Below are 22989 nucleotides of genomic sequence, written 5' to 3'. Positions count from 1 at the left end.
TCAGGCGGGCACCGCGCTCGGAGGGGGAGCGCGGTGCCCGCCGCTTTCGTACGGGCCTCCCGTGCGGTCAGTTCCCGGGTTCCGTTTGCCTGCCGGGAATCTCGGGCACCGCGAGGAACGGCAGCCGCAGCGCGCCGAACGCCTCCTCGGGAACGGCCGGGGCGACCGGTTTCACCGCGGCGAGCCGGACGTATCCGGCGCCCTGCGCGGGCCGCGGGTCCGGCTCGCCCTTGTTGGGCCAGTACGACATCGCCCGCTCCGCCTGCGCCGTGATCGTCAGCGACGGATTGACGCCGAGGTTCGCGGAGACCGCCGCGCCGTCGACCACCGAGATGCCCGGGTGCCCGTAGAGCCGGTGGTAGGGGTCCACGACGCCTTCCTCGCGGGACGCGCCGATGGGGCAGCCGCCGAGGAAGTGCGCGGTCAGCGGGGTGCCCATCAGCTCGCCGACGTTGCTGCCGGGGAAGCCGTTGATCTCCTCGGCCAGCAGGGTGGCGGCTTCGGTGGCTTCCGCGATCTGCACCGGGTTGGGGGCGCCGTGGCCCTGGCGGGCCGTCAGCAGGCCCTTGCCGAGGCCGCCGGGCTTGCGGTAGGTGGTCAGGGAGTTGTCCAGGGACTGCATGACCAGGCCGATGATGGTCCGCTCCGACCAGCGGCGGTTGGAGAGGGAGCGCAGCAGTTGGACGGGGTGGGTGGCGGTCCGGGCGAGCCAGGCCCGTACCCGGTGGGTGTGGTGCGGGACCTGGAGGATGGTCAGGAACCCCATGGCGTTGGAGCCCTTGCCGTAGCGGACGGGCTCGATGTGGGTGTCCGTGTTGGGGTGGACGGACGAGGTGATGGCGACGCCCTTGGTGAAGTCGGCGCGGGCGGCGGCGCCGTGGCGCCGGCGGTAGCGGCGGTCGTCGGTCTGGGCGCCGACCAGGCCCTCGGAGTTGGTCCGGGTGAGGTCGCCGAGCCGGTCCGAGATGCCGGGCAGTTCGCCGCGGTCCTTCATCGCGTGCAGCAGGGTCTGGGTGCCGTAGGTGCCCGCCGCGACGACCACGTACCGGGCGCGCAGCACCTTGGCCTTGCCCCGGCGCCGGTTGTCGGTGGGGACGGTGCGCACGCGGTGGCCGCCGTCGGGGTGTTCGGAGAGCGCGGTGACGGTGGTCATGGGGTGGATGACGGCGCCCGCGCGTTCCGCGAGGTGGAGGTAGTTCTCGGTGAGGGTGTTCTTCGCGCCGTGCCGGCAGCCCGTCATGCACTCGCCGCATTCGGTGCATGCCGTGCGGGCGGGGCCGGCGCCGCCGAAGTAGGGGTCGGGTACCTCTTCGCCGGGCCGGACCTTGCCGTTTTCGCCGGCGTCCGCGCCGTCGCCGAAGAAGACGCCGACGGGGGCCATGTGGAAGGAGTCCCCGACGCCCATCTTCTCGGCGACGGCCTTGAGGTGGACGTCGGAGGGGGTCATCGTCGGGTTGAGCCGTACGCCGAGCATCCGCTTGGCCTGGTCGTAGTACGGGGCGAGTTCCTCGCGCCAGTCGGTGATGGACGCCCACTGCCGGTCCTCGAAGAAGGCGGTGGGCGGCACGTAGAGGGTGTTGGCGTAGTTGAGGGAGCCGCCGCCCACCCCGGCGCCCGCGAGCACCATCACGTTGCCGAGCAGGTGGATGCGTTGGATGCCGTACAGCCCGAGCGCCGGGGCCCACAGGTAGTTGCGCAGGTCCCAGCTGGTGCGGGGCAGGCTCTCGCGGGTGAAGCGACGTCCTGCCTCCAGGACGCCGACCCGGTACCCCTTCTCGGTGAGCCGCAGTGCCGAGACCGACCCCCCGAAGCCCGATCCGATGACGATGACGTCGTAGTCGTACGACACTGCCGTGCCTCCCGGTCGGTGGAGCTAGCGCAGGTGGAGAGCCTTCATGATCTTGAGGCTGCGGGTCATGAACGCGGCGTACTTCTCGTCGTCCATGCCCAGCGAGGGCGCCATCGGCAGCAGCCGCTGGTGGGCGACGGTCTGGGCCTCGGTGTACTTGAGGATGCCCTCGGCGCCGTGCCGGCGGCCGAGGCCGGATTCCTTCATGCCGCCCATGGGCGACTGGGCGCTGCCGTAGGCCGGGGCGTAGCCCTCGTTGATGTTGACGGTGCCGGTGCGCAGGCGGGCGGCGACGGCGTGGCCGCGGCGGGCGTCCTTGGTCCAGACGCTGGAGTTGAGCCCGTAGGGGGTCGCGTTGGCCAGGGCGACGGCCTCGTCCTCGTCGGTGAAGCGGTAGATCGAGACGACGGGGCCGAAGGTCTCCTCCCCGCACACCGCCATCGGGGCGTCGACGCCGTCGAGGATGGTCGGCTCGTAGAAGAGCGGGCCGATGTCGGGGCGGGCGACGCCGCCCGCGACGAGGGTGGCGCCCTTGGCGACGGCCTCGTCCACGTGCCGGCGTACGGTCTCCAGCTGGCGTTCCCCGACCAGCGAGCCCATGTCGGCCCCGTACGCGAGGGAGTTGCCGAGCCGCATGGCCTTCGTGCGGGCGGCGAACCGTTCGACGAACGCGTCCGCGACCGAGGCGTGGACGTAGAGCCGCTCGATGGAGATGCACAGCTGGCCCGCGGAGGAGAAGCAGGCGCGGACGGCGCCGGCGGCGGCCTTCTCCACGTCGGCGTCGTGCAGGACGAGCATGGCGTTCTTGCCGCCGAGTTCCAGGCTGACGCCGACGAGGCGGGCGGCGGCCCCCTGGGCGACCTCGCGGCCGGTACGGGTGGAGCCGGTGAAGGAGACGTAGTCGGCGTGGCGGACCACCTCGGGGCCGACGACGGGGCCCTCGCCGAGCACGATCTGGAACACCTCGGCGGGCAGTCCCGCCTCGATCAGCAGGTCCCGGGCCCACAGGGCGGTGAGCGCGGTCTCCGTGTCGGGCTTCATGACGAGTGCGTTGCCGGCGACGAAGGCGGGCAGCGCGTCCCCGACGGACAGTTCGAGGGGGTAGTTCCAGGGGGCGATCTGGCCGACGACGCCGCGCGGCTGGCGCAGCTCGGTGACCTTGGTCAGCGTCGGCATCGCCCCGGTGTGGCCCTTGGGGCGGAGGTAGGACGCGGCCTTGCGGCCGTAGTGGCGGGCGCCGACGGCGACGGCCTGCACCTCCTCGTGGGCGTGCAGGCGGGCCTTGCCCGTCTCCAACTGGATCAGGTCGAGCACCTCGGCCTGCCGCTCCAGTACGAGGTCGTGGAAGCGGAGCAGGACGGCCGCGCGCTCGCGTACGGGGACGGCGGCCCAGGCGCCCTGCGCGGCCCGCGCCCGGTCGAAGGCGGTGGCCACGTCCTCGGGGGTGGCCTCCGGGAGGTCCGCCAGCTTGGCGCCGGTGAAGGGCGAGTGGTTGGCGGTGCGGCCGGAGCCGATCACTCCGCGGGTCAGCCGGGCGACCAGGTCGGGGGTCACCACGTCGGCCGCGGTACGGGCGCCGGCCGGGGCGGCGGCGACCGGGTTGGTGGGCTGCGGAGCGGAGCGGAGAGGGGCGGCGGGGGCCTGCGAGTCCGTCATGGCGGTGAGCGTATGCCGCCCCGGAGCCTTTGGGTACCCGTCGGTAACCCGATTTTGCCATTTCCGCCAGTGTCCGCTGGCAGGATGACCGGCGGGCGCCGGTTCAGCCCGCCTTGCCGGCGGGCTGCCAGCCGCTGAGCACCGTGTCGAACTGCTGGCGCGTCGTCGCCCAGTCGGCCGCCGGGCCCGACATGTAGACCGCGTACTCGACCTCGTCCGGCGTCACGTACATCTGCTCGACGGCCCGGCGGGGTCCGGCCTGGGCGCCCTTCTCGGTCCAGCTGAAGTCCCACAGCGCCGCCCGGGTGGTGCCCCGGAAGGTGTTCCCGTGCAGGTCGTGGCGCTTGTAGTCGGTGCGCTCGCGCAACTGCTTCTCCAGGTCGAGCAGGTGCGTGTACGGGTTCGGGTAGTCCGGGCTCTTGTCGACGGCGATCCGGATGAAGTGCTTGCCGCCGTCCGGCGTGTAGTCGATCTGGTCGCCGTCCATCCGACGCACCCAGTCGTTCGGGACGAAGAGCGAGAAACCGGCCGGGTCGACGACCTTCTTCCAGCCGGCCGGCGGGGCCACGGCATCGTTGTCTTCGTCCTGCTGCCCGTCCGGCGCGCTCGTGTTCTTGTCCGAGCCTCCGCCCCCGTCGCCGTCCTGCGTGTACTTGAGCACACCGAAGACCCCGCCGCCGCCCAGCAGCGCCGCCACCAGGGCGACGACGGCGGCACGCCGGATACGGCCCCCCACCGGATTGCCGGACGCCTGTCCCGGCCCGGACCTCGTCTGCGACCGCGGCTGTTCGGCGAGGTGCGCCGTCCGCGTCTCGGGCGTCGTTCCCGCCGCCCCCACCGCCCCTGTCGTCCCCGCCGCGCGCTCCGCCCGAGCCTCCTGGGCGGGAGCCAGTTCGTCCGTGGTCATCGCACGGGTGGGCACGTACGCCTGCGCCGCCTTCGGCTCCCGGCCCTCCATCGCCTCCAGCAGCATCCGCTCGGCCTCCTGCGCCGAGGGCCGCTCGGCGGGGTCCTTGCGCAGCAGGGCGGTGATGACGGGGCCCAGCGCGCCGGACTGGCGCGGCGGGGGAGGCTCGTCGTTGACCACCGCCTGGAGGCTGGAGATCGGCGAGGTACGGCGGAACGGCGAGCGCGCCTCGACGGCCGTGTACAGGGTGGCGCCCAGCGACCACAGGTCGGAGGCCGGGTCGGGCGCACCTCCCGTGACCCGCTCGGGGGCCAGGTAGTCGATGGAGCCGACCAGTTCACCGGTGCGCGTGATCGAGGTGTCGCCCTCGATCGCCGCGATCCCGAAGTCGGTGAGCAGGACCCGGCCGTCCTTGGCGAGCAGCACGTTGCCCGGCTTCACGTCCCGGTGCAGGACACCGACCGCGTGCGCCGCGCGCAGGGCGCCCAGGACGTGCAGTCCGATCCGGGCCGCCTCGCGCGGCTCGATCCGGCCGGCCGCCTTGGCCGCCTCGGCCAGCGAGGGACCGTCGATGTACTCCATGACGATCCAGGGCCGGTCGTCGTGCTCCAGGACGTCGTGGACGGTGACCACCGCCGGGTGCTGGATCCGGGCAGCGGCCCGGGCCTCCTTCTGCGTCCGGGCGTGCAACACGTCCCGGTCGGCCTGCGCGACGTACAGACCCGCCGTCAGTTCCTTGACGGCCACCGTACGGTGCAGCAACTCGTCGTGCGCGCGCCACACCTTGCCCATGCCGCCGCTGCCGATCGGCTCGACGAGCCGGTACCGGCTCGCGAGCACCGCGCCCGCGCCTGTCTGCTGTTCCACGAAACCCCGCCACTCTGTGCACTTCGGGCCAGATTACGGAGCCCCGGGCGATGCTCCCACCGCGCGGGGGCGGTAAGACAGCACTGTGACGGAATCGCCGTACTGATGGCCCGTCAATCCCGGTTCAACCGCCGGTTCGGTAACTCGCCGTGGCCTTGTCGAAGACCTCGGTCACCTTGCCCTCCTCGTCCTGCGGACCCGTCACCAGCACCACGTGATAGGTGCCGCCGAGCGCGACGACGAAATTGCGCGCGACGACGGACCGGCCCGCGGAATCGATCCACGTGTACCGGCCGCTGGCCCGCAACTGGTTGCCGACCTTCGTGGTCTTCACGTCACCTCCGCTCGCCCAGGTGGAGGAGCGGTACGGGGACAGTTCCGGTTCCTTGTCCTTCTGGTACGTCGCCGGGTCGGGGCTGCCCTCCACCTTGTCCCGGCCCGGCACCACGGTCAGCGTGAACTGGCCGTCGGTGTACCGGACCTGGCCGGCCTCGTTGACGCCCCGGCGCTCCCAGCCCTCCGGGACGGCGATCTCGAAGTGCTCGGGGTCCTGCTGCGTCGTGTACCCGGGCGGCGCCGGGGCCGTGGTCTGCGGGGCCGGCCGGGACTCGGGGCTGCCCGAGGGCGTCCCGGCGCTCGGCTTCGGCGGGGCCTGGCTCGGCGGAGGCGTCGTGGGCGCGCCCGGGGCGGCCCGCGGCGGCTTCGCCGTCCCCGGATCGGCGGAGCGGGGCATGAACAGCAGCGCGTACGCCACCGCCGCGGCGAGGAGCGCGAGGACGGCGACCAGCAGGGTCCGTCCCAGGGAGCGCGGGGCGCGGGCGGTGTCCGCGCTGCGGTGGCGGCCGTGCAGTTCCCCGCGCCGGCGCACGACGGGCAACCGCGCCGGGTCCGGCTCGGGCATCGGCGGCATCCCGAAACCGGCGTCCGGCTCGGGCGCGGACCGGACCAGGGACCGCAGCCAGCCGCGGAGCTCCTCGAAGTCGGGCCGCTCGGTGGGGTCCTGGCGCAGCAGCGACTCCACGATCGGGCGCAGCGGGCCGCACTCCTCGGCGAAGGCGGGAGGCTCCGCGCACACCATCTCGACCAGCTCGGAGACGCTGTCCTCGGGGTACGGGGCGTGGCCCTGGACGGCGCGGTACAACAGCGCGCCGAGCGCCCACAGATCGGTGGCGGGGCCGACGGGCGGGGCCAGTTGCCAGTGGCCGTGCACGGGGCCGGCCTGTTCGGGCGCCCACCGCTCGGTGACGGCGCCGACGACGGCCATCCGGGTCTGCCGCGCGCGCTCGGCGTCCAGACCGGTACGCGGGCCGCCGGCCCAGCCGGCCCCGGCTGAAGGCATGGGGACTGGGGCGGGGTCGGGGGCCGGGGCGGGGTCGGGGTCGGGGGCTTCGACCTGGTGGTAGCCCTCGGGCAGGGCCAGTTGGGCGGGGAGCACGGGCCGGGCCGGGGGCAGCTCGGCGCGCCCGGGTCGCGGCTCCGCCGGGTGCCGGGGGCCGGGGTGGGGGCCGGGCTCGGCGTCGGGCTCGGGCCGCGGATCGCCGTCGGGATCGGGTCGGCGGCGGGGGGTGGCGCCGTGCCAGGGGGCGGCGGCGGTAGTCTCCGGGCCGCCGTACGGGTACGAGTACCCCTGCGGCAGGTTCGAGCCGCCGGGGAGGGCCTCCGGGAGGGCTTGCGGCAACGCTTCCGGCAGGCCGGCGCCGGCGGCCCGGCGCTCCTCGTCGACCCGGGCGGCGGCGGCCCGCGCCCCGGCCCGGTAGGCGGCGATGGTCCCGGCGCGGGCGGCGGCCTGCCGGTCGGGCCCGTCCTGCGACGGCGGCTCGGGGTGCGCCTCCGGGCGGATGTGGTCGGAGTACCGGGGGCCGGTGTCGTACCCGGGCGCCACGAGCGGCGCGTAGACGGGTGCGTACGGCTCCGCGCCGGAGCTCGCCCCGAACGCCTGGGCCCCGGGCCCGGACGCGTACGGCTCGGCGTCGGAACCGGAGGCATACGAATCCGCCTCGACCTCGGGCGGGAACGCCTCCGCGCCGGGGTCGGGGGCGTACGGATCGGTCTCGGGGCCCGGGCCGTACGGCTCGTCCGCGCGCGCCCGGGTGGCCGGAGTGCCCCACCCCGCCCCACCGCCACCGCCGGCATCGTCCCCGCCGACACCGACGACACCGACACCGCCGTCGGAACTGTCGGGCACCGGGTCGTATCCGCACAGGGCCTCCTCGGCGGCGCCCGCCGCCAGGCCCGTCAGGACGACCCGCCCGTCCTCGCATATCAACACGGTCCGGACGGTGATGTTGCGGTGGGTCCAGCCGTGGGCGTGCAGCACCCGCAGCGCGGTCAGTACGTCGGAGGCCACTTCCGCCGCCCGGTAGGGGCTCAGCGGCTCATCGGCGATCAGGGCGGCCAGCGGCCTCGCCGGGACCAGTTCGCTCACTATCCACAGCGACCCGCCCTCCGCGAACACGTCGAAGACCTGGTCCAGCCGCGGATGGTCCGGAACCGAGGCCGCCGCCTGCGCCGCGGCGATCGCCCGGCGCACCGCCGGTAGTTCCCCGGACGAGCGCCGCCCGGCCGCCGGCCCGCGCGTCCCGTCCAACAGCTCCGCGTCCACGACCTCCGGCAACGGCACCTGCCGCACCAGGACTTCTTGTCCGCTGCGCGTGTCGAAGGCGCGCGTCTCGACCGGTTCGTACTCGTCCGACGGCGGCAGCGGCAGACGGTAGCGGTCCGCCAGGATCCGCCCCGCGTAGTCCTCCACTCCGCCTCCCCCGAGTGCGCCGGGCCCCTTTGGTCCCCGCGGACACGATACGTCGCCCGACGCTCCCGCGTCCCGGGTTGACGAGGGCCGCCCCGGGCGGGCTGTCAGCCGGTCAGCCGGTCAGCCGGTCAGCCCAGGATCTGGAAGGTCTGGAACGCCGTGTCGCGCAGCTGCGTGCACTCGGGGCCGTCCCACTGGTCGGCCGGGCAGCTGATCATGATGGCGTAACCGTGTTTGGCGTCGGCCCTGAAGCCCCGGTTGAGCACGCGGACCCGGGTGCCCTGCTGATTGCGTTCGAACTCCCAGTCGGCGACGGTCGGGTAGTCGCGGTAGCCGACGGTGTCGATCCGGCGCAGGTGGTAACCGTTGCTGCTCGACTCGACGGCGGGGGCCAGCGCGAGCCAGGCGAGGCGGGCGTCCTTCCCCGGGCTGTCGGTGAAGTCGACCTGGACGCTCGGGAAACCGCCGTTGCGGCTGAAGATCGCGCCGGAGTCATCGCCCGCGGTGCCGGTCTGGTGGAAGCCCTCGGGCATGGCCATGGAGAAGTGGAACCGAAGGTTCGTCACCTGCGCGTAGCCGGCGGGCAGTGCGCCGCCCGCCGATCCGGGAGTCGCCCCCTGCCCCTGGCTCTGGCCTTGGCCCTGCCCTTGGCTCTGACCGGGGTTGGGTGACGCGTCGTTCGCGGCGCCCCCCGAGGAGGTGCTCGGGGTCGGGGTCGGGGTGGCGACCGAAGAACCGCCGGCCGACGCGCGGGGGCTCGGCGTCCGGGAGGCTGACGGCTGCGGGCCGCCCTTGCCCTGGTTCTTGTGGCCGTCCGCCTCGTCACCGCTGAACGCGTAGGCGATCAGCGAACCGACCAGCGCGAGCACGACCACCAGCCCGGCTATCGCCAGGGCTATGGTGCGGGGCGCCATCACATCGGTCAGCGGCGCCACGGCCTTCGCGGGCCGCGCCGGCGGGGCCTCGGCGGCCGAAGCCGCGGCCGCCTCCGCGGCGGCGGCCTTGCGGGCCGCCTTCAGCGCGGCGCGGGCCCGCTCGCGCTGCTCCCGCTCACGCCGCTCGCGTTCCTTCTTCTCCGCCTTCGCCGCGGCGGCCTCCGCCGCCTTGGCCGCCTTCTCGGCCTTCTCCGCCTTCTCGGCATCCGCCTTGGCCGCCGCCGCTTGGGCGTCGGCCAGGGATATCGCCCGGGTCTGCTCGACCGCCGGGGGCAGCACCTCCGGGACGGGTTCGGGCTCGGGGGCGTCGATGACGGCGGTGAGCATGGCCCGCGCCCGCACCTCGTCGAGCCGCTGGGCGGGGTCCTTGGCCAGCAGCCCGTAGATCACCTCGGTCAGCGGCCCGGCGTTCTTCGGCGGGTCCACCTGCTCGGTCATCACGGCGGTGAGGGTGGCGAGCGCGGAGCCCTTGTCGTACGGGGGCACTCCCTCGACGGAGGCGTACAGCAGGCCGCCGAGCGACCACATGTCGGCGGGCGGCCCGGGCTTGTAGCCGCGGGCGCGCTCGGGGGAGATGTAGGAAGGGGCGCCGACGAGCATGCCGGTGGAGGTGATGGAGGGGTCGCCCTCGACCTGCGCGATGCCGAAGTCGGTGAGGACGACGCGGCCGTTGTCGGCCATGAGCACGTTGGACGGCTTCACGTCGCGGTGCAGGATGCCCTGGCGGTGGGCGGCGCTCAGCACGTCGAGCACCGCGAGCCCGACCTCGGCCGCCCGACGGGGGGTCAGGGCGCCGTGCTCGCGGATGAACTCCGCCAGCGAGGGGCCCTCGATGAGCTCCATGACGATCCACGGGCGGGCGTCCTCGTCGACGACGTCGTAGACGGTGACGGCGCCGCCGCTGCGGATGCGGGCGATGGCCTTGGCCTCGCGGAGGGTACGGGTGATGAGCCGGCGCTTCTCGTCCTCGTCGACCCCGTTGCCGAAGCGGAGTTCCTTGACGGCGACCGTCCGGCCGAGGATCTCGTCCTCGGCGCGCCACACGGTCCCCATGCCGCCCTTGCCGAGCACGGCGCCCAACCGGTACCGCCCGGCCAGCAACCGCCCCCGGTCCCGGCCCGCGCGCTTCGCCTCGTCCGGCTTCCCGCCGGCGGCGTTCGCCGCCGGCTCCGCGTCGGCGGGCTCGCCGCTCACCGACCCGACGTCAACACGCTCGCCGTCCGCCGCCTTACCACCGGCGGGGCCGGAGCGGGCAGGCTTCGCGTTCGCACGCTCATCGCGGGCCGACTTCGCGCCCGTGGCCTCGCCGCGAGCGGCCTCCGCTTCAACCGGCTCGGCTGCCGCGGACTCGTCGCGAGCGGGCTCGTCACGAGCCGGCTCCGCGTCGGCGGACTCGACGTCGGCCGCCTTCGCCACCGCCGGCTCCTCGGACCCGGGCTTCCGCGCAGCCGGGACCGACTCCGCAGGGGCCGCCTCGTCCGCCCGCACCGCGTCCGGGACCGCCTTGCTCAGGTTCGCCTTCGCGCCCCGCGAGGCCTCAGCCGGCTTGCCGTCAACCGGCTCCTCCGGCACGGGCTTCCGCGCGGCCGGAACCGCCTTCGCGGGGGCCTTAACGGGTTCCGCCTTCGCGGGGGCCGGCTTGCCCGAACCCGGCTTCGCTCCGGACCCCGCCTCGCCCGCACCCCGATTCGCAGCGGCAGCGTCTCCGGCGGCAGCTTCCTCGGCGGCAACGCCACCGGCAGGCGATTCGGTGTGATCCGGCTTCGACATGCGTCCCCTCTGCGATCGTGCAGCCTGCCCCGGCTGCCCCGGCAGCCGCCGGGGGGCACGGTAAACCGCCCCGGCAGAAACCTCATTGTTGCTCACTCCGCAACGGACGGGCGCCCCGGGTCCGCGGTTCCCCCTTCCGGATCCCGGAGTTACAACGGAACGATGTCGGGCGCCCCGAGCCGCGCCGCGTCCGCCGTCTGGTCGTCCGGCTGGCGCTGCGATTCCCGCTCGGCCTCCACCCGCTTCTCGTAGTGCTCGACCTCTTTCTCGATCTGCTGCTTGTCCCACCCCAGGACCGGAGCCATCAACTCCGCGCACTCCCGCGCCGATCGCGTCCCCCGGTCGAACGTCTCGATCGAGATCCGCGTCCGCCGCGTCAGTACGTCCTCCAGGTGCCGCGCCCCCTCGTGCGAGGCGGCGTACACCACTTCTGCCCGCAGATAGTCGTCCGCACCCGACAACGGCTCCCCCAAACCGGGATCGGTCGCGATCAGATCGAGCAACTCCTCCGTCAGCGAGCCGTACCGGTTCAACAGGTGCTCCACCCGCACCACATGCAGGCCCGACCGCCCGGCGATGCGCGCGCGCCCGTTCCACAGCGCCCGGTACCCCTCCGCGCCCACCAGCGGCACGTCCTCCGTCACGCACTCGGCCACCCGCTGGTCCAAGCCGTGCACGGCCTCGTCCACCGCGTCCTTCGCCATGACCCGGTACGTCGTGTACTTGCCGCCCGCGACCACCACCAGCCCCGGCACCGGGTGCGCGACCGTGTGCTCGCGCGAGAGCTTGCTCGTCGCGTCGGACTCGCCCGCCAGCAGGGGTCGCAGGCCCGCGTACACGCCCTCGACGTCGTCCCGCGTCAGCGGCACCGCCAGCACCGAGTTCACGTGCTCCAGCAGGTAGTCGATGTCGGCGCTCGACGCCGCCGGATGCGCCTTGTCGAGGTCCCAGTCGGTGTCCGTGGTGCCCACGATCCAGTGCCGGCCCCACGGGATGACGAACAGCACGGACTTCTCGGTGCGCAGGATCAGCCCGGTAGAGGAGTTGATCCGGTCCTTCGGTACGACCAGATGGATGCCCTTCGACGCCCGGACGTGGAACTGGCCGCGCTCCCCGATCAGCGCCTGGGTGTCGTCCGTCCACACGCCCGTCGCGTTGACGATCTGCTTGGCGCGGATCTCGTACTCCCCGCCGCCCTCGACGTCCCGCACCCGGGCCCCGACCACCCGTTCGCCCTCGCGCAGGAACCCGATGACCTTCGCCCCGTTGGCGCAGTGCGCCCCGTACACGGCGGCCGTGCGGACCAGGGTCGTCACGTACCGGGCGTCGTCCATTTGGGCGTCGTAGTACTGGAGGGCCCCCACGAGCGCGTCCTTGCGCAGGGCGGGCGCGATCCGCAACGCGCGCCCCCGCGAGAGGTGCCGGTGGGTCGGCAGGCCCCGGCCGTGGCCGCTGGACACCGACATCGCGTCATAGAGGGCCACGCCCGAACCGGCGTAGAACCTCTCCCAGGCCGCGTGCTGGAGCGGGTAGAGGAACGGGACGGGCTTGACCAGGTGCGGGGCCAGCCGTTCCAGCAGCAGGCCGCGCTCTTTCAGGGCCTCGCGGACGAGCGCGAAGTCGAGCATCTCCAGATACCTGAGGCCGCCGTGGATCAGCTTGCTCGACCTGCTGGACGTGCCGCAGGCCCAGTCCCTGGCCTCGACCAGTCCGGTCGAAAGGCCCCTGGTCACGGCGTCGAGCGCGGTTCCGGCGCCCACCACGCCCGCGCCGACCACCAACAGGTCCAGTTCGCGTTCGGCCATTGCGGCGAGCGCCTCGGCGCGCTGCGCCGGTCCCAGTGTCGCTGTCCTCACGGCTGCCTCCCGTTGGTGCGGGCGAACCCGCTCGATGCGGGCGAACCCGCCTGCCGCGGGCGTACCCGTACACATCCCCGTCCACGATTCTCACCGGCCGCTCCCGACTCGGCCACCGCCTGTGGACAACACAACGGTAGCCATCCCCCCGGAATGCGACATTTCTGTCATATATATGCCTAGTCTGACATTGCGCCGGCTCCAATCACCACAGACCGGATCACCCGCATTCCGGGGCGTCCGCGGACTTGCGCGCCCAGCCCGCTCATGTAAGGGAAGGGAAGGGACGGCTACCCCCATGCCCGCAGATCTCGCCGTCATCGGACTCGGCCACCTCGGCCTCCCCCTCGCCCAGGCGGCCGTCGCCGCCGGAATCGAGACAGTCGGCTACGACAGCGGTCCGGCCACGGACAGCACCCTCACCGCCGCCGAGATCCGCCGCATGTCGGCGGCCGGCTTCCGGATCACCACCAACCCCGCCGAGCTGGGCCGGGTCCGCACCGCCGTCATCTGTGCCCCCACCCAGCTCGGCGCCGACCGGGCCCTCGACCTCTCCGCCGTCGGCGAGGCCGGCCACACGCTCGCCGCCCGGCTGCGGCCCCACACCACCGTCATCCTCGAATCCGCGGCCCATCCGGGGGTCACCGAGGACTACCTGCGGCCGATCCTCGAAGCCGGCTCCGGACTGCGCGCCGGCCGGGACTTCCACCTGGCCTACTCCCCCAGCCGCCTCGACCCCGGCAACCGCACCCACGGCATCGCCAACACCCCCAAGGTCATCGGCGGCCTCACCCCCGCCTGCACCGAGTCGGCGCACGCCTTCTACACCCGCATCACCGAGAAGGTCGTCCGCGCGCGCGGCCTGCGCGAGGCCGAGACCGTACAACTGCTCGAAACCAACTACCGGCACGTCAACATCGCCCTCATGAACGAGATGGCGGTCCTCTGCCACGACATCGGCGTCGACCTCTGGGACGTCATCCGGTGCGCCGAGACCAAGCCGTACGGATACCAGGCATTCCGCCCCGGCCCCGGCGTCGGCGGCCACGGCGTCCCCCTGGACCCCACCTACCTCCCCCACACCACCCGCACCCCGGGCCACCCGTTGCGCATGGTCGGTCTGGCCCAGGAGATCAACACCCGGATGCCGCAGTACGTCATCCAACGCTCCGCCACCCTGCTGAACGAGCACGGCAAATCCGCGCGGGGCGCCCGCGTCCTGCTGCTCGGCGTCACGTACAAGCCCGACCTCGCGGACCAGGAGGGCTCCCCCGCCCCGGAGATCGCGAGCCGGCTCATCGACCTCGGCGCGCTGATCAGCTACCACGACCCGTACATCTCGGGTTGGCGCGTCCGGGACCGGCCGGTCCCCCGGGCCGAATCGTTGTACGAGGCCGCGGCCAACGCCGATCTGACGATCCTGCTCCAACACCACCGCACGTACGACCTCCAAGGTCTCGCGGTGAAGGCCCAGTTGCTCCTCGACACCCGCGGCGCCAGCCCCCCGGGCGCCGCCCACCGGCTCTGACCCGCCGCCACATCCCCCCACCGGATGTCGGAGCGGCCTGCTAGCCTGCGGCGTCGCTTATCTCGCACTTACGTCCCCAGGACGTACATGCGTACGCATCCCTGGGGGGATTTCTTCATGAGCCAGCAGTTCCAGCCGCCCGCGCCCTCGTCGTACACCGAGGCGCCGACCCCGGCTCCGACCCGCCCGGGCAACCTCGGCCTCGGTCTCGTCGCCGCCGTCGTGGCGGCCCTGGTCGCGGCCGGCGTCTACGGCGGCATCATGCACGCCATCGAGCGCCAGATCGGCTACGCCGCCGTCGGCGTCGGTCTGCTCATCGGCTACGCGGCCGGAAAGCTCGGCGGCCGCAACCCCGTCCTGCCCGTGGTCAGCGTGGTCCTGTCGCTCGGCGCCGTCTACGCCGGCCAGCTCTTCTTCACCGCGCTCGTGATGGCCGACGTCAACCACGTCGGCCTCGCGGATGTGCTGGACCAGGTCGGCATCGGCGGGGTGAACGACGTCTGGAAGGAGTCGGCCGACGTGATCGACTACCTGTTCCTGGCGATCGGCGGCTTCATCGCCTTCGGCGCGGCCAAGAAGGCCGCGGCCTGACCCCGGACCGCTCACGCCGCAGGGCCCGGCTCCCCCCGACGGGGGAACCGGGCCCTGCGGCCGTTACGGGGTCCGGAAGCCGCTCAGCGGCTGTGCTGGGAGTCCGCGACCGTGACCTCGACCCGCTGGAACTCCTTGAGCTCGCTGTAGCCGGTGGTGGCCATCGAGCGGCGCAGCGCGCCGAAGATGTTCATCGAGCCGTCCATGGTGTGCGACGGTCCGGTGAGGATCTCCTCGGTGGTGCCCACCACGCCCAGGTTGACCTTCTTGCCGCGCGGCACGTCCTCGTGCACGGCCTCCATGCCCCAGTGGTTGCCCTTGCCGGGCGCGTCCGTGGCACGGGCCAGCGGGGAGCCCATCATCACGGCGTCCGCGCCGCACGCGACGGCCTTGGGGATGTCCCCGGACCAGCCCACGCCGCCGTCGGCGATGACGTGCACGTAGCGGCCGCCGGACTCGTCCATGTAGTCGCGGCGGGCCGCGGCCACGTCCGCGACGGCGGTGGCCATCGGGACCTGGATGCCGAGCACGTTGCGCGTGGTGTGCGCGGCGCCGCCGCCGAAGCCGACCAGGACGCCCGCGGCGCCGGTGCGCATCAGGTGCAGGGCCGCCGTGTACGTGGCGCAGCCGCCCACGATGACCGGCACGTCGAGCTCGTAGATGAACTGCTTCAGGTTCAGCGGCTCGGCGGCGCCGGAGACGTGCTCCGCCGACACCGTGGTGCCGCGGATCACGAAGATGTCCACGCCCGCCTCGACGACGGCCTTGGAGAACTCGGCGGTGCGCTGCGGGGAGAGCGCGGCGGCGGTGACGACACCGGAGTCGCGCACCTCCTTGATGCGCCGGCGGATCAGGTCCGCCTGGATCGGCGCGGAGTAGATCTCCTGGAGCCGACGGGTCGCGGACGCCTCGTCCAGCTCCGCGATCTCGTCGAGCAGCGGCTGCGGGTCCTCGTAGCGGGTCCACAGACCTTCGAGGTTCAGCACGCCGAGGCCGCCGAGCTCGCCGATGCGGATCGCGGTCTGCGGGGAGACCACCGAGTCCATGGGGGCGGCCAGGAAGGGGAGCTCGAAGCGGTACGCATCGATCTGCCAGGCGATCGAGACCTCCTTCGGGTCCCGCGTCCGCCGGCTCGGGACGATGGCGATGTCGTCGAACGCGTACGCCCTGCGGCCGCGCTTGCCGCGCCCGATCTCGATCTCAGTCACGTGTGGTGGCCTTTCCTCTGGGTCTGCCCGTCCAGTATCCCCGAACGCCGGCGGCCCGCGTTCCGGTGACCGCTGTACGGACGCATGACGCCGTACGGACGCCACGGCGCCGTACGGACGCACGGCGAAGGGGCGGCCCCGTCGTACGCGGGTCCGCCCCTTCATGGAACCGATCAGCCCTTGCGGGAGTAGTTCGGCGCCTCGACCGTCATCTGGATGTCGTGCGGGTGGCTCTCCTTGAGGCCCGCCGACGTGATGCGCACGAAGCGGCCCCGGTCCTGCAGCTCGGGGACCGTGCGACCGCCGACGTAGAACATCGACTGGCGCAGGCCGCCGACCAGCTGGTGCACGACCGCCGACAGGGGGCCGCGGTAGGGCACCTGGCCCTCGATGCCCTCGGGGATCAGCTTGTCGTCGCCGCCGACGCCTTCCTGGAAGTAGCGGTCCTTGGAGAAGGAGCGCTGGTCGCCGCGGGACTGCATCGCCCCGAGGGAGCCCATGCCGCGGTACGACTTGAACTGCTTGCCGTTGATGAAGAGCAGCTCGCCCGGGGACTCCTCACAACCCGCGAGGAGCGAGCCGAGCATCACGGTGTCGGCGCCGGCGACGAGCGCCTTGGCGATGTCACCGGAGTACTGGAGGCCGCCGTCGCCGATGACCGGGACGCCCGCGGCCTTCGCGGCCAGCGCGGCCTCGTAGATGGCGGTGACCTGCGGGACGCCGATGCCGGCGACGACGCGGGTGGTGCAGATGGAGCCCGGGCCGACGCCGACCTTGATGCCGTCACAGCCGGCGTCGATCAGCGCCTGGGCGCCGTCGCGGGTGGCGACGTTGCCGCCGATGACATCGACACCGGAGTTCGACTTGATCTTGGCGACCATGTCGCCGACCAGGCGGGAGTGGCCGTGGGCGGTGTCGACGACGATGAAGTCGGCGCCCGCCTCGATCAGGGCCTGGGCGCGCTCGTACGCGTCACCGGCGACACCGACGGCCGCGCCGACGAGCAGCCGGCCGTCCTTGTCCTTGGCGGCGTTCGGGTACTTCTCGGCCTTAACGAAGTCCTTGACGGTGATGAGGCCCTTGAGGATGCCCGCGTCGTCGACGAGCGGCAGCTTCTCGATCTTGTGGCGGCGCAGCAGCTCCATGGCGTCCACACCGGAGATGCCGACCTTGCCCGTGACCAGCGGCATCGGGGTCATGACCTCGCGCACCTGGCGGCTGCGGTCCGACTCGAAGGCCATGTCGCGGTTGGTGACGATGCCCAGCAGCTTGCCGGCCGCGTCGGTGACCGGGACGCCGGAGATGCGGAACTTCGCGCAGAGCTGGTCGGCCTCGCCGAGCGTGGCGTCGGGGTGGACGGTGATCGGGTCGGTGACCATGCCGGACTCGGAGCGCTTGACCAGGTCGACCTGGTTGGCCTGGTCCGCGATGGAGAGGTTGCGGTGCAGCACGCCCACGCCACCCTGGCGGGCCATCGCGATGGCCATGCGGGCCTCGGTGACCTTGTCCATGGCCGCGGAGAGCAGCGGGACGTTCACCCGGACGTTGCGGGAGATGAGGGAAGAGGTGTCGATCTCGTCCGGCGCCATGTCCGACGCGCCCGGCAGCAGCAGCACGTCGTCGTAGGTCAGTCCGAGCGTGGCGAATTTGTCTGGCACTCCAGTCGTACCGCTGTCGGTCATGACACCTTCCCAATGGTCTTGCTCAGCGCGGATGTCCATGCTAACGGGATCGCGAGGCGTCTCATTCCACTACCAAGGTCAACCGGCACTTTCGTCGGTTCCTACGACCCCTGGCGAAACGTTCCCTCTTGATCGGTGCGGCTCGACTCGCATGCGACGTGCATTCGACTCGGACTCGACCACGACACGGTGACGGCTCGGCCACGGGCTCGGCTACTGCTCGGCGAGGGCCCGCAACCGACTGAGCGCCCGGTGCTGGGCCACCCGGACCGCGCCGGGGGACATGCCGAGCATCTGCCCGGTCTCCTCGGCGGTCAACCCGACGGCCACCCGCAGGACGAGCAGCTCGCGCTGGTTCTCCGGCAGGTTGGCCAGCAGCTTCTTGGCCCAGGCGGCGTCGCTGCTGAGCAGCGCGCGCTCTTCGGGGCCCAGCGAATCGTCGGGCCGTTCCGGCATCTCGTCGGACGGGACGGCGGTACTTCCGGGGTGGCGCATGGCGGCCCGCTGGAGATCGGCGACCTTGTGTGCGGCGATGGCGAAGACGAACGCCTCGAAGGGGCGCCCGGTGTCGCGGTAGCGGGGCAGCGCCATCAGGACGGCGACGCACACCTCCTGCGCGAGGTCCTCCACGAAGTGACGAGCGTCACCGGGAAGCCGCGACAGGCGGGTACGGCAGTAGCGGATGGCGAGCGGGTGCACGAAGGCGAGCAGGTCGTGCGTGGCCTGCTCGTCGCCCTCCACCGCGCGCCGTACGAGCGCGCTGACAGCCCCGGCACCGCCGCCTTTGGCGGCGTCCGTGGGGCCGGTGGCCGTGGGTGACCCCTGGGCCTCGTCGTCGCGCATCGATCCATGGTGCCTTGGCGCGGGACCGTTCGTGGCACCGCGGCCCTGGTTGTGCGTCGAAGCGTTATGAGCGGGTGCGCCGGAACTCATGGTGTGCGCCCTCCCCTCCGCTCGGCCCGAATGATCCCTGAGGCCACATCCTCGAAAATGCGGCACACCCTCAAGGATGCGGCATCGCGCCCGAAGCGACACGTCCCCCGGATTGTGCCCCGCCAACCCCCGCTTGCGCACCGGGTACGGCGGGACACTCTGGGTGGTCCGCCGTCAGCGGACCAGGCCCCAGCGGAACCCGAGTGCCACCGCGTGCGCCCGGTCCGAGGCGCCGAGCTTCTTGAAGAGCCGGCGGGCGTGCGTCTTGACCGTGTCCTCGGAGAGGAACAGCTCGCGCCCGATCTCCGCGTTGGAACGGCCGTGGCTCATGCCCTCCAGCACCTGGATCTCGCGCGCGGTGAGGGTGGGCGCCGCGCCCATCTCGGCCGAACGGAGCCGGCGCGGGGCCAGTCGCCAGGTCGGGTCGGCGAGCGCCTGGGTGACCGTGGCCCGCAGTTCGGCGCGCGAGGCGTCCTTGTGCAGGTAGCCCCGGGCTCCGGCGGCGACCGCGAGGGCCACGCCGTCCAGGTCCTCGGCGACCGTCAGCATGATGATGCGGGCGCCCGGGTCGGCCGAGAGCAGCCGGCGGACCGTCTCCACACCGCCGAGGCCCGGCATCCGTACATCCATCAGAATGAGATCGGAGCGGTCGGCACCCCAGCGGCGGAGGACTTCCTCGCCGTTGGCAGCCGTCGTCACACGCTCGACGCCGGGCACGGTGGCCACCGCGCGACGGAGCGCCTCTCGGGCAAGCGGGGAGTCGTCGCAGACGAGGACGGAAGTCATGACCGCCCTCCGCAGCTGATGCGCGTCACCTTGAGCCTCCAGGCTGGTACGTATCGTCACCTGTGCGGTCGATGCCCCCGGACACCTGTCCGAGAACTTCTTGGTTCAACCGCCTTCGCACTCTCAACGATGGTCACTCGAAAGAGTTACGGGTCGGACGGACACCTTCGGCACTCTACGTGAGGACGCGATCACGGCGCAGGAGCCACGAGCCCCCTGTCCTCCATCTGGAGCTATGACCTATTTGGCGGCTTTCCTTCCGTTCGCCATGTGTCTGAGGCTAGATTCCCAATGAGTCATATTTACATCTACTACGACAGTAGATGTGGAGACATGGATCCCATCCGCCTCAGTACCGGCACCAAGAGGACTACCCATGGCAGATTTCTCACGGCTCCCCGGACCGAACGCCGACCTCTGGGACTGGCAGCTCCTGGCTGCCTGCCGGGGGGTCGACAGCTCCCTCTTCTTCCACCCCGAAGGCGAGCGGGGCGCGGCCAGGAGCGCGCGCGAGACCTCGGCTAAAGAGGTCTGCATGCGCTGTCCGGTGCGCGCGGAATGCGCCGCGCACGCACTCGCCGTCCGTGAGCCCTACGGGGTGTGGGGCGGCCTCACCGAAGACGAGCGCGAAGAACTGATGGGTCGCGCCCGGCACCGCCTGATCCCCGCGTCGAGCGCGACCGGCCCGGCCGCTCCGCACTGACCGCCGCTCCCCGAACCGCCCGAAGGAACGTTTCCTCACCTCGAAGGCGGATCATCCGAAGATCATCCCGACAGCTCTCCGACGAACCTCCGCACCCCCTTCGCGGAACCCGACACGCGGCGCGTCCCCGGGCGTGTCGCACCCCCGAACGTGTCGTCCACGGCGCGGTGCCGTCACGCCCCCATGGACGCGGCGGCCCGCTCCAGTTCCACCAGGGTCGCGGCCACCGCCGGCACCCGCGCCAGGTCGGGCAGGGTCAGCGCCACGACCTCCCGTTCGACGGCCGGCTCGACGACCACGGTGCTGACCCCCTTGGCCCGTACGGACTCCACCGCGAGCTCCGGCAGCACCGCCACTCCCAGCCCCGCCCCGACCAGGCCGACCACCGCCGGGTAGTCGTCGGTCGCGAAATCGATGCGCGGGGTGAACCCCGCGTCCTCGCACACCTCCACCAGATGGCGGCGGCAGCGCGGGCAGCCCGCGATCCAGGGCTCCCCGGCCAGCTCGGCCATGCCCACCCGGTCGGCCCCGGCCAACCGGTGCCCCCGGGGGACCAGGCCCACGAGCCGGTCCGTCAGCAGGGGCCGCACCACCAGGTCCTCCCATTCGGCGGTGAACCCGGCCGGGCCCCCGTACCGGAAGGCCAGCGCCAGATCGCAGTCGCCCTCGCGCAGCATCTCCACCGAGCGCGGGGGCTCGGCCTCGACGAGCGAGATCCGGGTGCCGGGGTGCTCGGCTCGCATGGCCGCCAGCGCGGTGGGGACCAGCGTGGAACTGCCGCTGGGGAAGGACACCAGCCGGACCCGGCCCGCGCGCAGCCCGGCGATCGCCGCGACCTCCTCCTCGGCGGCCGTCAGCCCGGCCAGGATGCCGGCGGCGTGGCGGACCAGCGCCTCGCCGGCCTGGGTCAGCCGCATCTCGCGGCCGGTCCGGATCAGCAGCGGGGTGCCGGCCGACTGCTCCAGCGCCTTCATCTGCTGTGACACGGCCGGCTGGGTGCAGCCCAGTTCGCGGGCGGCGGCGGAAAAGGACCCGGTCCCGGCGACGGCGCGCAGGACGCGTAGATGACGTGCCTCGATCACCCTTCGAGCATAAGCCCTGCTTTGATCAGGAGCGGAATGCCCATGACCGGCCTTTGGGAACTTCGCCCGGTGAGGCCGGCCGCACGGCCCGCAGACGAACCCCACCCCGAATAAAGCTAGGTTGCGCGTATGACGACTGCGTTGATTACGGGATCCACGGCGGGCATCGGCGCCGCCTTCGCCCGGCGGCTCGCCGCCCAGGGACACAACCTGGTGCTGGTGGCCCGGGACACCGAGCGCCTGGGCGAGCAGGCCACCGAACTCCACGACCGGCACGGCATCGAGGCGGAGGTGCTGACCGCCGACCTGTCCACGGAGAAGGGCATCGCCGCGGTCGAGGCGCGCCTCGGCGACCGCACCCACCCGGTGGACCTGCTGGTCAACAACGCCGGCTTCGGCAACAAGGGCCGCTACCTCCAGGTCTCCATGGCGGACGAACTGACGATGTTGAAGGTGCACATCGAAGCGGTGCTGCGGTTGACCTCGGCGGCGGCCGAGTCGATGCGCTCGCGCGGGCGGGGCGGCGTGATCAACGTGGCCTCGGTGGCCGCCTTCGTACCGCGCGGGACCTACGGGGCGAGCAAGGCGTGGGTCGTGCAGTTCACCCAGGGCGCCGCGAAGGACCTGGCCGGGAGCGGGGTGCGGCTGATGGCGCTGTGCCCGGGGTTCGTACGGACCGAGTTCCACGAGCGGGCCGGGATGGGCACGGACAACATCCCGGGCTGGCTGTGGCTGGACGCCGACAAGCTGGTGGCGGCGGCGCTGGCCGACCTGGCGCGCGGCAAGACGGTCTCCATCCCCGACCCGCGGTACAAGGCACTGATGGGCGTGGTGAAACTGACGCCGCGCGGGCTCCTCGGCGGGGTCTCCTCGCGTACGGGCCGCAAGTACGGGCCCCAGTAGGCGCCTGCGGCAAGCGACCGGGGTGCGGGCGGCCGACGCCGACAGCCGGCGCCGAAAGGGATATTCCTCCCTAAACTGGAGGTGTCTCATCCACCCGGGAGGCGACGCGATGACATTCGTGCAAGTGATTGATTACGAAACCACGCGGTTCGAGGAGATGAACGCGCTCATCGACCGCTGGGCGGAGCAGGCGAGCGGCCGACGGACGGTCACCCACACCATGATCGGCCGGGACCGCGACGCGAAGACGCACTACGTCGATCTCGTCGAATTCCCGTCGTACGAGGAGGCGATGAGGAACTCTCAGCTTCCGGAGACGGACCGGATGTTCCAGGAGATGGTGGCCCTCTGCGAGGGCATGCCGAAGTTCATGAACCTGGACGTCGTCCGCGACGAGTACCTCAACAAGCTGCTCGTGAACCGGATCTTCGAGGAGCTGGCGGAGAAGGGCAACTTCGACGTCATGGAGGAATGCGTCGCGGCCGACTACATGGACCACGACATGATGCAGCAGCCGGGCGCCGGCGACGGCCGCGAGGGTCTTCGCCGGAGCATGACCATGTGGCGCGACGCCTTCGACTTCACCTTCGACCTGCACCGCCAGATCGCCGAAGGCGACTGCGTCACCACCTTGTGGAACTGGACCGGCCGGCAGAAGGGCGACTTCATGGGAATGGCCCCGACGGGCCAGGAGGTCGGCATGTCGGGCTGCACCACCTTCCGGATCGAGAACGGCCAGATCGCGGAGGGCTGGTGGTACTACGACGCCCCGGGCCTGATGCGGCAGATGGGCATGGACATGGACGCGGGCATGGGCGCGGCGTCCGGCACGGGAACGGGCATGGGCACGGGCACGGCGTCCGACATGGGCACGGCCTCCGGCGGCGCGGCCCAGGACATGGGCATGTGACGGCCCGCCCCACGGCACGGGAAAGCCCCGGTCACCACCGCTTCGCAGCGGCGGGGACCGGGGCTTTCCTCAGC

General features: G+C 72.3%; 16 protein-coding genes. 5 read left to right on the top strand and 11 right to left on the bottom strand.

The window, feature by feature from the left end; all coding sequences use genetic code 11:
* Window positions 1-67: 67 nt before the first annotated feature.
* The 6 genes from ACFVXJ_RS16565 to ACFVXJ_RS16540 all read right to left on the bottom strand — a co-directional run bounded on the left by ACFVXJ_RS16565 (window position 68) and on the right by ACFVXJ_RS16540 (window position 12589).
* The gene (locus ACFVXJ_RS16565; protein WP_389662363.1) at window positions 68-1849 is read right to left on the bottom strand and encodes a GMC oxidoreductase; all 1782 of its coding nucleotides are present in this window, start codon (window positions 1847-1849) and stop codon (window positions 68-70) included.
* A gap of 24 nt (window positions 1850-1873) precedes the next feature.
* The gene (locus ACFVXJ_RS16560; RefSeq protein ID WP_389662362.1) at window positions 1874-3505 is read right to left on the bottom strand and encodes a succinic semialdehyde dehydrogenase; all 1632 of its coding nucleotides are present in this window, start codon (window positions 3503-3505) and stop codon (window positions 1874-1876) included.
* A gap of 103 nt (window positions 3506-3608) precedes the next feature.
* Window positions 3609-5279, bottom strand: coding sequence for a serine/threonine-protein kinase (locus tag ACFVXJ_RS16555; RefSeq protein WP_389662361.1), 1671 nt, complete (start codon window positions 5277-5279; stop codon window positions 3609-3611).
* A gap of 124 nt (window positions 5280-5403) precedes the next feature.
* On the bottom strand, window positions 5404-8028 hold the full coding sequence (locus tag ACFVXJ_RS16550) for a serine/threonine protein kinase (protein WP_389662360.1): 2625 nt from the start codon (window positions 8026-8028) through the stop codon (window positions 5404-5406).
* A 128-nt stretch (window positions 8029-8156) separates the two neighbouring features.
* Window positions 8157-10733: a protein kinase gene (locus ACFVXJ_RS16545; RefSeq protein ID WP_389662359.1), complete on the bottom strand. Its 2577-nt coding sequence runs from the start codon at window positions 10731-10733 to the stop codon at window positions 8157-8159.
* A gap of 149 nt (window positions 10734-10882) precedes the next feature.
* The gene (locus ACFVXJ_RS16540; RefSeq protein WP_389662358.1) at window positions 10883-12589 is read right to left on the bottom strand and encodes a glycerol-3-phosphate dehydrogenase/oxidase; all 1707 of its coding nucleotides are present in this window, start codon (window positions 12587-12589) and stop codon (window positions 10883-10885) included.
* Between the two features lie 298 nt (window positions 12590-12887).
* On the opposite strand from ACFVXJ_RS16540, the gene ACFVXJ_RS16535 reads away from it, so the two are divergent.
* Both ACFVXJ_RS16535 and ACFVXJ_RS16530 read left to right on the top strand, forming a co-directional pair.
* Window positions 12888-14117, top strand: a complete 1230-nt coding sequence (locus tag ACFVXJ_RS16535; RefSeq protein WP_389662357.1) for a nucleotide sugar dehydrogenase — start codon at window positions 12888-12890, stop codon at window positions 14115-14117.
* A 117-nt stretch (window positions 14118-14234) separates the two neighbouring features.
* The gene (locus ACFVXJ_RS16530; protein WP_389662356.1) at window positions 14235-14708 is read left to right on the top strand and encodes a hypothetical protein; all 474 of its coding nucleotides are present in this window, start codon (window positions 14235-14237) and stop codon (window positions 14706-14708) included.
* Window positions 14709-14791: 83 nt separating this feature from the next.
* Here ACFVXJ_RS16530 and ACFVXJ_RS16525 read toward each other — a convergent pair whose 3' ends face one another.
* The 4 genes from ACFVXJ_RS16525 to ACFVXJ_RS16510 form a co-directional block, all read right to left on the bottom strand.
* A complete protein-coding gene (locus ACFVXJ_RS16525) occupies window positions 14792-15916 on the bottom strand; it encodes a GuaB3 family IMP dehydrogenase-related protein (RefSeq protein WP_361312369.1) in 1125 nt (374 codons plus the stop codon).
* Between the two features lie 173 nt (window positions 15917-16089).
* On the bottom strand, window positions 16090-17598 hold the full coding sequence (guaB, locus tag ACFVXJ_RS16520) for an IMP dehydrogenase (protein WP_389662355.1): 1509 nt from the start codon (window positions 17596-17598) through the stop codon (window positions 16090-16092).
* A 213-nt stretch (window positions 17599-17811) separates the two neighbouring features.
* Entirely contained in the window at window positions 17812-18441 is a 630-nt protein-coding gene (locus ACFVXJ_RS16515; RefSeq protein ID WP_361312372.1) for a sigma-70 family RNA polymerase sigma factor, read from the bottom strand.
* Window positions 18442-18705: 264 nt separating this feature from the next.
* Window positions 18706-19317 (bottom strand): response regulator transcription factor, encoded by a 612-nt coding sequence (locus ACFVXJ_RS16510; protein WP_003948568.1) that lies wholly within the window; start codon window positions 19315-19317, stop codon window positions 18706-18708.
* A 376-nt stretch (window positions 19318-19693) separates the two neighbouring features.
* On the opposite strand from ACFVXJ_RS16510, the gene ACFVXJ_RS16505 reads away from it, so the two are divergent.
* Complete coding sequence (locus ACFVXJ_RS16505; protein ID WP_361312373.1) at window positions 19694-20020, top strand: WhiB family transcriptional regulator; 327 nt, start codon at window positions 19694-19696, stop codon at window positions 20018-20020.
* Window positions 20021-20193: 173 nt separating this feature from the next.
* On the opposite strand, the gene ACFVXJ_RS16500 is transcribed toward ACFVXJ_RS16505, so the two are convergent.
* The gene (locus tag ACFVXJ_RS16500) at window positions 20194-21102 is read right to left on the bottom strand and encodes a LysR family transcriptional regulator (RefSeq protein WP_389662354.1); all 909 of its coding nucleotides are present in this window, start codon (window positions 21100-21102) and stop codon (window positions 20194-20196) included.
* A gap of 129 nt (window positions 21103-21231) precedes the next feature.
* Between ACFVXJ_RS16500 and ACFVXJ_RS16495 the strand changes: the two genes are divergently transcribed.
* Both ACFVXJ_RS16495 and ACFVXJ_RS16490 read left to right on the top strand, forming a co-directional pair.
* The gene (locus ACFVXJ_RS16495) at window positions 21232-22005 is read left to right on the top strand and encodes an SDR family NAD(P)-dependent oxidoreductase (protein WP_389662353.1); all 774 of its coding nucleotides are present in this window, start codon (window positions 21232-21234) and stop codon (window positions 22003-22005) included.
* 124 nt (window positions 22006-22129) lie between these two features.
* Complete coding sequence (locus ACFVXJ_RS16490; RefSeq protein ID WP_389662352.1) at window positions 22130-22915, top strand: ester cyclase; 786 nt, start codon at window positions 22130-22132, stop codon at window positions 22913-22915.
* Window positions 22916-22989 lie beyond the last annotated feature (74 nt).

This window comes from Streptomyces sp. NPDC058279 (assembly GCF_042881255.1).
GTDB lineage: Bacteria > Actinomycetota > Actinomycetes > Streptomycetales > Streptomycetaceae > Streptomyces.
Note: the sequence above shows the minus strand (reverse complement) of the source record. Positions and strands in the feature narration are given on the sequence as shown.

What these genes read in the sequence shown, in the direction of transcription:
- ACFVXJ_RS16560 (WP_389662362.1), bottom strand. Translation starts at nt 3,505, where the DNA reads ATGACGGACTCGCAGGCCCCCGCCGCCCCTCTCCGCTCCGCTCCGCAG.
- ACFVXJ_RS16545 (WP_389662359.1), bottom strand. Translation starts at nt 10,733, where the DNA reads ATGTCGAAGCCGGATCACACCGAATCGCCTGCCGGTGGCGTTGCCGCC.
- ACFVXJ_RS16535 (WP_389662357.1), top strand. Translation starts at nt 12,888, where the DNA reads ATGCCCGCAGATCTCGCCGTCATCGGACTCGGCCACCTCGGCCTCCCC.
- ACFVXJ_RS16530 (WP_389662356.1), top strand. Translation starts at nt 14,235, where the DNA reads ATGAGCCAGCAGTTCCAGCCGCCCGCGCCCTCGTCGTACACCGAGGCG.
- guaB (WP_389662355.1), bottom strand. Translation starts at nt 17,598, where the DNA reads ATGACCGACAGCGGTACGACTGGAGTGCCAGACAAATTCGCCACGCTC.
- ACFVXJ_RS16515 (WP_361312372.1), bottom strand. Translation starts at nt 18,441, where the DNA reads ATGCGCGACGACGAGGCCCAGGGGTCACCCACGGCCACCGGCCCCACG.
- ACFVXJ_RS16510 (WP_003948568.1), bottom strand. Translation starts at nt 19,317, where the DNA reads ATGACTTCCGTCCTCGTCTGCGACGACTCCCCGCTTGCCCGAGAGGCG.
- ACFVXJ_RS16505 (WP_361312373.1), top strand. Translation starts at nt 19,694, where the DNA reads ATGGCAGATTTCTCACGGCTCCCCGGACCGAACGCCGACCTCTGGGAC.
- ACFVXJ_RS16495 (WP_389662353.1), top strand. Translation starts at nt 21,232, where the DNA reads ATGACGACTGCGTTGATTACGGGATCCACGGCGGGCATCGGCGCCGCC.